The following is an 8479-nucleotide window of genomic DNA, read 5'->3' as shown; positions in this document are numbered from 1 at the left end:
CCTCTTAACGAAAAGATGGAAGAAGAAATGTTTCTCGGGTTGCGAAAGACTGCCGGTGTTTCTATGCAGCACTTTAAAGATAAATTTTTTGTAGAAATGACTGAAGTTTTCGCGAAACCAATCGAAGAGCAGACTCGACACGGCTTATTAGTGCAGGAAAATGATTTTATCCGCTTAACTGAAAAGGGGAAGCTGCTGGGAAATGAAGTTTTCCAAGCGTTTTTAAATAGTTAAATGTAAAAATTTCTTAGAAATAGAGCTACAATCGTTGACATCATTGACGGCTTTTGATAATTTATTAATATATTAGCACTCGCTAAGACAGAGTGCTAACAGAGGTGATCAAAGATGCTAACTGATCGTCAATTATTAGTATTACAAATCATCATTGATGATTTTATCAGTAATGCTCAGCCGGTTGGTTCTAGAAGTTTGTCGAAAAAAGAGGGAATTACCTTTAGCTCGGCAACGATCCGTAATGAAATGTCTGATTTAGAGGACTTGGGCTTTTTAGAAAAAACTCATACTTCTTCAGGCAGGGTACCTTCGGAAAAAGGGTATCGGTATTATGTAGACCATTTGCTATCACCACAAGCATTGAACAAAGATGACAGATTAATGCTTAAATCGGTGTTTGCAGAACGGATTTATGAGCTGGAGAATATCATTAAGAATTCGGCTAATATTTTGTCTGAATTAACCAATTACACATCGATTGTTCTTGGACCGAAAGTTCATGAACATAAGCTGCGTAAGATTCAGATTATCCCGATAAATCAAGAAGCAGCGATAGCGATTATCGTAACGGATACTGGTCATGTCGAAAACAAAACGTTTTCCTTGCCGCCGTCATTTGATATAAATGAGCTGGAGAAAGTGGCGAACATTTTAAATGAACGGCTTGTAGGTGTTCCGCTGATTGAATTAAAGGACAAAATATATAAAGAAGTTGCTGTTCTTTTACGTCAGCACATTCATAGCTACGGCGAACTGGTTTCGTCCCTTGCCGATAGTTTTTCAGGTACTATATCTGAAAAATTGTTTTTCGGCGGAAAAACCAACATGCTTAAGCAGCCGGAATTCCATGATATCGATAAGATAACGTCTCTGCTATCGATGATTGAACAGGAAAAGGGTATTTATGAAATTATTACACAAAACCCTTCCGGTATACATGTTTCGATAGGACGAGAAAATAAAAACATTATTCTTAAGGATTGCAGTTTAATTACGGCAACTTATTCAGTAGGGAATGAACAGGTAGGAACACTGGCTATTCTAGGTCCCACTCGGATGGAATATTCAAGAGTGATCAGCCTGCTGCAGTTCTTCTCCAATGATTTTACTGCACTATTAACGAAGTTGTATCAAAAATAGTAGTAAAGGATAGAGTGAGGCTAAGGTTAACACCTTCCATGCTGTACCTTTCACCATATAAAGCACCCTTTTGGGGAGGTGAGATTATGACAGAAACGAATAAAAAAGACGCAACGTTAGAAAATGAAAACACTGAAGATAAAAATCTGGAAGAAACTCCAGAGGCAGAAGTGATTTTTGCGGAAGAAGAAGTTGAAGCAGAAAATGCTGAGACACCTTCTGAAGAAGACAGCAAACTAGTTGAATTAGAAGCAAAGTATAATGAATTAGAAAATCGTTACTTGCGTTTACAAGCTGATTTCGATAATTCAAGGCGCCGTGCCCGCTTAGATGCGGAGGCTGCCCAAAAATATAGAGCTCAAAGCCTTGCTTCTGATTTATTGACGGCTCTTGATAATTTTGAAAGAGCAACGAAGGTTGAAGCAGACAATGAGCAAACAAAGTCATTGCTATCTGGGATGGATATGGTTTATAAAGGCCTCCTAGAAGCCTTGAAGAAAGAAGGCATTACGCCTATCGAAACGGTGGGAAAAGAATTTGATCCCCACCTTCACCAAGCTGTCATGCAAGTAGAAGACGACAGTTTTGAATCGAATGTAGTAGTTGAAGAATTCCAAAAAGGTTACATGTTGAAGGACCGCGTCCTGCGTCCAGCAATGGTTAAAGTGAACGGATAAGCAGTCCGGATTACATATTAAATAGGAGGTTACTATAATGAGCAAAATTATCGGTATTGATTTAGGTACAACAAACTCTTGTGTATCCGTACTTGAAGGCGGAGAACCAAAGGTTATTCCAAATCCAGAAGGCAATCGTACAACACCATCAGTTGTAGCATTCAAAAATGGCGAACGTCAAGTTGGGGAAGTAGCAAAGCGTCAAGCAATTACAAACCCTAATACAATCATGTCGGTTAAACGTCATATGGGTACAAACCATAAAGTTGAGGCAGAAGGAAAAGAATATTCAGCTCAAGAAATTTCAGCCATCATCCTTCAGTACTTAAAATCATATGCTGAAGAATATCTTGGAGAAGAAGTAACGAAAGCAGTTATTACTGTTCCTGCTTACTTCAATGATGCTGAACGTCAAGCTACTAAAGATGCTGGCCAAATTGCTGGTCTTGAAGTAGAACGTATCATCAATGAACCAACTGCAGCTGCTCTTGCGTATGGTTTGGATAAAACAGACGAAGATCAAACCATCCTTGTATTTGACCTTGGCGGCGGAACATTCGACGTTTCCATTATGGAACTAGGCGACGGTGTATTCGAAGTTAAATCAACTGCTGGTGATAATAGACTTGGTGGAGATGACTTTGACCAATTAGTAATCGATTATCTAGTAGCTGAATTCAAAAAGGATAATGGCGTTGATCTTTCCAAAGATAAAATGGCATTACAACGTTTGAAAGATGCAGCAGAAAAAGCGAAAAAAGATCTTTCTGGTGTTACTTCAACACAAGTATCGTTACCGTTCATCACTGCTGGAGAAGCTGGACCACTTCACCTTGATCTTACATTAACTAGAAGCAAATTCGATGAAATTACATCTGAACTTGTTGAGCGTACAATGGGACCTACTCGTCAAGCGTTGAAAGATGCAGGTCTTAAGGCTTCTGAAATCGATAAAGTTATTCTAGTTGGTGGATCAACTCGTATTCCTGCTGTAGTTGAAGCAATTCGTAAAGAAATTGGTCAAGAGCCAAGCAAAGGCGTTAACCCTGATGAAGTAGTAGCAATGGGTGCTGCAATTCAAGGCGGCGTGTTGACTGGTGATGTTAAAGACGTTGTTCTTCTTGACGTAACTCCACTTTCATTGGGAATTGAAACAATGGGCAGTGTGTTCACTAAATTAATCGAACGTAATACAACGATTCCAACAAGCAAATCACAAGTGTTCTCAACTGCAGCTGATAACCAATCAGCAGTTGATATCCACGTTCTTCAAGGTGAACGCCCAATGGCATCAGATAATAAAACACTTGGACGCTTCCAATTAAGCGACATTCCGCCAGCTCCACGCGGCGTACCGCAAATTGAAGTAACATTTGATATTGATAAAAACGGTATTGTTAACGTTCGTGCGAAGGATCTTGGCACAAGCAAAGAACAAACCATTACAATTAAATCATCTTCAGGTCTTTCTGATGAAGAAATCGACCGCATGGTTCGTGAAGCAGAAGAAAATGCTGAAGCTGATAAACAACGTAAAGAAGAAGTAGAACTTCGCAACGAAGCAGATCAGCTTGTCTTCCAAACTGAAAAGACGCTTAAAGATCTTGAAGGTAAAGTAGACGAAGCAGAAGTAACAAAAGCTAACGAAGCAAAAGAAGAATTAAAAGCTGCTATCGAGAAGAATGAAATTGAAGAAATCCGTGTGAAAAAAGACGCACTTTCTGAAATCGTTCAAACCTTAACCGTTAAGCTTTATGAAGAAGCTGCAAAAGCACAGCAAGCTGCAGAAGGCGGAGCTGAACAAGGCCCTGCTGATGATAATGTGGTTGATGCTGACTTCACTGAAGTCGACGACGAAGAAAAGAAATAAGTCGGTCTAACTAAATGTACCGATAAAAAAAAGTCAAAGTCAGGTTCTCTTGGCTTTGACTTTTTTGATGAAAAAGCGTGTTTAAACGGGCTGTCAGTTAATGGCGAAATTTGTCGGTCTTCCTATAACAGATGCTTGCGCTTATTAGAGATAGAATGCTATTATTATTTTTATGTGAATCGGATCGGGAGTGAATAATAAATGAACAAACGAGATTATTATGAAGTGCTTGGCGTTTCGAAAAGTGCTTCAAAAGATGAAATTAAGAAAGCCTACCGTAAGCTGTCTAAACAATATCATCCAGATATTAATAAGGCTGCGGATGCGGATGAAAAATTTAAAGAGATCAGCGAAGCTTATGAAGTATTGAGTGATCAGCAAAAGAAAGCTCATTATGATCAATTTGGTCATACGGATCCGAATCAAGGCTTTGGTCAAGATTTCGGTGGTGGCGGCGGTTTCGGCGGGTTTGAAGATATTTTCAGCTCCTTCTTCGGAGGCGGCGGCGGTCGACGCAGAGATCCAAATGCACCGCGTCAGGGTGCGGATCTTCAATATACAATGTCACTTAAATTTGAAGAAGCTGTGTTTGGTAAAGACACAACAATTGAAATCCCGCGTGAAGAAGAATGTAAAACGTGTAAGGGCTCCGGCGCTAAGCCTGGTACAAAAGTTAATACATGTTCACATTGTCAAGGTACGGGTCAGTTAAATGTTGAACAAAATACGCCATTTGGCCGAATTGTTAATAAACGTTCATGTCATCACTGCCAAGGAACAGGAAAAATCATTCCAAACAAATGTTCAACCTGTCATGGTGATGGGAAAGTTAAAACGCGTAAGAAAATTGAAGTAAAAGTTCCTGCAGGTATCGATGATGGCCAGCAGCTGCGTGTAACTGGACAGGGTGAACCAGGTGTTAACGGCGGCCCTCCAGGCGACTTATACGTTGTATTTTCTATCCGCAGCCATGAGTTCTTTGAACGCGATGGCGATGACATCTATTGTGAAATGCCGATAACCATAACTCAAGCAGCACTTGGTGATGAAATTGAAGTACCTACCGTTCATGGTAAGGTTAAATTAAAAATTCCGGCTGGTACACAAACAGGAACGCGCTTCCGTTTAAAAGGAAAAGGTGCACCGAATGTCAGAGGGTATGGTCAAGGAGATCAGCATGTTGTGATCTTGTTAGTTACACCGCGCAAGCTAACCGAAAAACAAAAGCAGCTGCTTAGAGAATTCTCTGAAATCAGCGGGCAAAACGCTCCTGATGAGCAAGAGCAAAGCTTTTTTGCAAAAGTGAAACGTGCTTTTAAAGGCGATTAAGTACTAGGGGAGTTGGTAGATTATGAAATGGTCTGAATTTACAATCCATACAACAAACGATGCGGTAGAACCCGTTTCTAATATTTTACATGAGGCGGGCGCTAGTGGAGTCGTTATTGAAGACCCTCAGGAACTTTACAAAGTACGAGAAAATGTTTTTGGGGAAATCTACCAGCTTAACCCTGCCGATTATCCAGAAGAAGGCGTTATTGTAAAAGCCTATCTGCCTGTTAATAGTTTTCTTGGTGAAACCGTAGAAGAAATTAAAGAAGCCATTAATAATTTGCTGTTATTTGATATCGATCTCGGGAAAAACTCGGTTTCAATCAGTGAGGTTAATGAAGAAGAATGGGCTACAGCTTGGAAGAAATATTATAACCCAGTTAAAATTTCTGAGCGGTTTACCATTGTTCCAACGTGGGAGGATTACACGCCGGTTTCAAGTGATGAGTTAATCATTGAGCTCGATCCAGGTATGGCATTTGGAACTGGAACACATCCGACTACCGTTATGTGCATCCAAGCATTAGAACAAATCGTCAAACCGGGCGATTTAGTGGTGGATGTCGGTACAGGATCTGGAGTTTTAAGTATTGCGGCAGCACTGTTAGAGGCGAAACATATTCAAGCTCTAGACTTGGATGAAGTAGCCGTCAATTCAGCAAGAATCAATGTTAAGCTAAATAAGGTTCAGGATCGTGTGGATGTTTCCCAGGGAAATTTACTCGATGGCGTTAACGAACAAGCGGATATCGTAGTGGCTAACATTTTGGCTGAAGTCATTATGCGCTTTACTGATGATGTAGCAACGGTTGTTAAACCAGGCGGTTATTTTATTGCCTCGGGTATTATTAATCCAAAGAAACAAGACGTAAAAGACGCTATTATTGCTTCAGGTTTTACCATTGAAGAAACCATCTTGATGGAAGACTGGGTTGCGTTGATTGCTAAAAAAAATAACTGATTTTCAAAAGGCGCGCATTATCGATTTGATAATGATAGCGCCATTTTGTTATGATAAAGTAAATGTTCGCTAATTTTACCAACAAGTGGGTGTAAGTGTGCAGCGATATTTTGTACCAATGGAAAGTTTTACTGAATCATCGGTTACCATAACGGGTGATGATTTTCATCATATTGTCCGTGTGATGCGAATGGAAGCAGGAGACACGGTGATTGTCGTACAGCCGGGAGGACAGGCTGCTATTGCTGAAATTAAAACAATAACGGATGATGCTGTGTTGGCGGATGTTATTGAATGGACTAAGGAAGAGAAAGAACTTCCTGTAAGAATGAGTATTGCCAGCGGACTGCCAAAAGGCGATAAGCTAGAATATATTGTCCAAAAAGGAACCGAACTTGGAGCTTTTTCCTTTTTCCCTTTCCAGGCAGCACGTTCGGTAGTCAAGTGGGATGAAAAAAAAGCTGGTAAGAAAACCGAGCGTCTCCAAAAAATCGCCAAGGAAGCGGCTGAGCAATCACATCGTACAGTAGTGCCTGTTGTGAATGAACCAGTTACTTTATCAGGGTTGATTGAACGCGCTCAAGAGTATGATTATAAGTTGATTGCCTTTGAAGAATCGGCTAAGCAGGGGGAAACTGCTAAACTGGCTTCTACTTTGAAAGTAATCAAACCTGGACAATCCATTTTATTTGTCTTTGGACCGGAAGGCGGAATAACAGAGAAAGAGCTGGACAAGCTGGTGGAAGCGGGCTTTATTGCTTGCGGGCTGGGTCCAAGGATTTTGCGTACAGAAACAGCACCGCTGTATGCGCTTGCTGCTGTTTCTTATCATTTAGAACTTTTGGGGTGATGATGTGTCGACTGTTGCTTTTCATACGTTAGGCTGTAAAGTAAATCATTATGAAACCGAAGCTATTTGGCAATTATTCAAGGCAGAAGGCTATGAGCGTAAGGAATATGAATCAACTGCCGACGTTTATGTTATTAACACATGTACAGTTACTAATACCGGTGATAAAAAAAGCCGGCAAGTAATCCGCCGAGCAATCCGGAGTAATCCAGATGCTGTGATTGCGGTAACTGGATGTTATGCTCAAACGTCTCCAGCAGAAATCATGGCCATTCCAGGCGTTGATATTGTTGTTGGTACACAAGACCGTACAAAACTATTGGGGCTGATCGAGCAATTTAAGGTAGAACGGCAGCCAATCAATGGTGTGCGCAACATCATGAAAACGCGGGTCTATGAAGAGCTAGATGTTCCAGCTTTTACCGATCGGACTCGTGCATCCTTAAAAATCCAAGAAGGCTGCAATAATTTCTGTACATTCTGTATCATTCCATGGGCGCGTGGGTTAATGCGTTCACGTGATCCACTGGAAGTTCTTAAACAAGCACAGCAATTGGTTGACGCAGGATACAAGGAAATTGTTTTAACTGGAATCCATACGGGTGGATATGGTGAAGACATGAAGGATTATAACCTTGCCATGCTGCTTCGTGATTTGGAAGAACAAGTTCACGGTTTGAAACGGATTCGGATTTCCTCGATTGAAGCAAGCCAAATTAGTGACGAAGTGATTGAAGTACTCGCTAACTCAAAAAAAGTAGTGCCGCATCTCCATATTCCGCTTCAGTCTGGTTCAGATACAGTGTTGAAACGGATGAGACGGAAATATTCAATGGACTACTTTGCAGATCGTCTTGTTAAATTACATAAGGCACTTCCAGGGTTAGCGGTTACTTCTGATGTCATAGTCGGTTTTCCTGGTGAAACGGAAGAAGAGTTTCTGGAGACCTATCATTTTATCAAGAATCATAAATTCTCTGAATTACATGTCTTTCCCTATTCTAAACGGACCGGAACACCGGCTGCTCGAATGGAAAATCAAGTAGATGAAGAAATCAAAAATGAGCGCGTCCACCGCCTAATCACGTTATCTGATCAACTGGCCAAAGAATATGCATCCCGTTATGAAGGTGAAATTGTTGAAGTGATTCCCGAAAATCGTTTCAACGAAAACCAAGAACAGGGTCTATACGAAGGATACACAGATAATTATCTAAAAGTCGTCTTCCCAGGATCGGAAGACATGATTGGCGAAGTCGTCAAAGTCAAAATCACCAAATCAGGCTACCCATTCAGCGAAGGACAATTTGTCACGATTGTCCGCGAACTAGAAGGCAAGCTTGCCATTGGATAATGCGGAAAGCTATCGAGAAACCCTCGATAGCTTTTTTGTGTGGTAGGGAAGAATAAGT

At 40.8% G+C, this 8479-nt stretch carries 7 protein-coding genes and 1 pseudogene; all 8 read left to right on the top strand.

The window, feature by feature from the left end:
- Positions 1 to 234, top strand: a pseudogene (locus AC52RT_RS16385) (radical SAM family heme chaperone HemW); the annotation flags it as partial.
- Positions 235 to 348: 114 nt separating this feature from the next.
- A complete protein-coding gene (gene hrcA, locus AC52RT_RS16380; protein WP_495541735.1) occupies positions 349 to 1377 on the top strand; it encodes a heat-inducible transcriptional repressor HrcA in 1029 nt (342 codons plus the stop codon).
- A gap of 86 nt (positions 1378 to 1463) precedes the next feature.
- Positions 1464 to 2054, top strand: a complete 591-nt coding sequence (gene grpE, locus AC52RT_RS16375; protein ID WP_495541734.1) for a nucleotide exchange factor GrpE — start codon at positions 1464 to 1466, stop codon at positions 2052 to 2054.
- A gap of 37 nt (positions 2055 to 2091) precedes the next feature.
- Positions 2092 to 3924 carry a molecular chaperone DnaK gene (gene dnaK / locus AC52RT_RS16370; protein WP_495541733.1) on the top strand — a complete coding sequence of 611 codons (1833 nt, stop codon included), beginning with the start codon at positions 2092 to 2094 and terminating at the stop codon, positions 3922 to 3924.
- Positions 3925 to 4125: 201 nt separating this feature from the next.
- Entirely contained in the window at positions 4126 to 5253 is a 1128-nt protein-coding gene (gene dnaJ, locus AC52RT_RS16365) for a molecular chaperone DnaJ (RefSeq protein ID WP_495541732.1), read from the top strand.
- A gap of 22 nt (positions 5254 to 5275) precedes the next feature.
- On the top strand, positions 5276 to 6217 hold the full coding sequence (prmA, locus tag AC52RT_RS16360) for a 50S ribosomal protein L11 methyltransferase (RefSeq protein WP_495541731.1): 942 nt from the start codon (positions 5276 to 5278) through the stop codon (positions 6215 to 6217).
- A 97-nt stretch (positions 6218 to 6314) separates the two neighbouring features.
- Positions 6315 to 7067: a 16S rRNA (uracil(1498)-N(3))-methyltransferase gene (locus AC52RT_RS16355; protein ID WP_495541730.1), complete on the top strand. Its 753-nt coding sequence runs from the start codon at positions 6315 to 6317 to the stop codon at positions 7065 to 7067.
- A 4-nt stretch (positions 7068 to 7071) separates the two neighbouring features.
- A complete protein-coding gene (gene mtaB, locus AC52RT_RS16350; protein ID WP_495541729.1) occupies positions 7072 to 8421 on the top strand; it encodes a tRNA (N(6)-L-threonylcarbamoyladenosine(37)-C(2))-methylthiotransferase MtaB in 1350 nt (449 codons plus the stop codon).
- Positions 8422 to 8479: the final 58 nt, after the last annotated feature.

Source organism: Peribacillus sp., from assembly GCF_059453735.1.
Note: the sequence above shows the minus strand (reverse complement) of the source record. Positions and strands in the feature narration are given on the sequence as shown.

Bases quoted from the DNA above. Each gene is read 5' to 3' on its own strand.
- prmA (WP_495541731.1), top strand. From the start codon at position 5,276: ATGAAATGGTCTGAATTTACAATCCATACAACAAACGATGCGGTAGAA.
- hrcA (WP_495541735.1), top strand. From the start codon at position 349: ATGCTAACTGATCGTCAATTATTAGTATTACAAATCATCATTGATGAT.
- grpE (WP_495541734.1), top strand. From the start codon at position 1,464: ATGACAGAAACGAATAAAAAAGACGCAACGTTAGAAAATGAAAACACT.
- dnaK (WP_495541733.1), top strand. From the start codon at position 2,092: ATGAGCAAAATTATCGGTATTGATTTAGGTACAACAAACTCTTGTGTA.
- dnaJ (WP_495541732.1), top strand. From the start codon at position 4,126: ATGAACAAACGAGATTATTATGAAGTGCTTGGCGTTTCGAAAAGTGCT.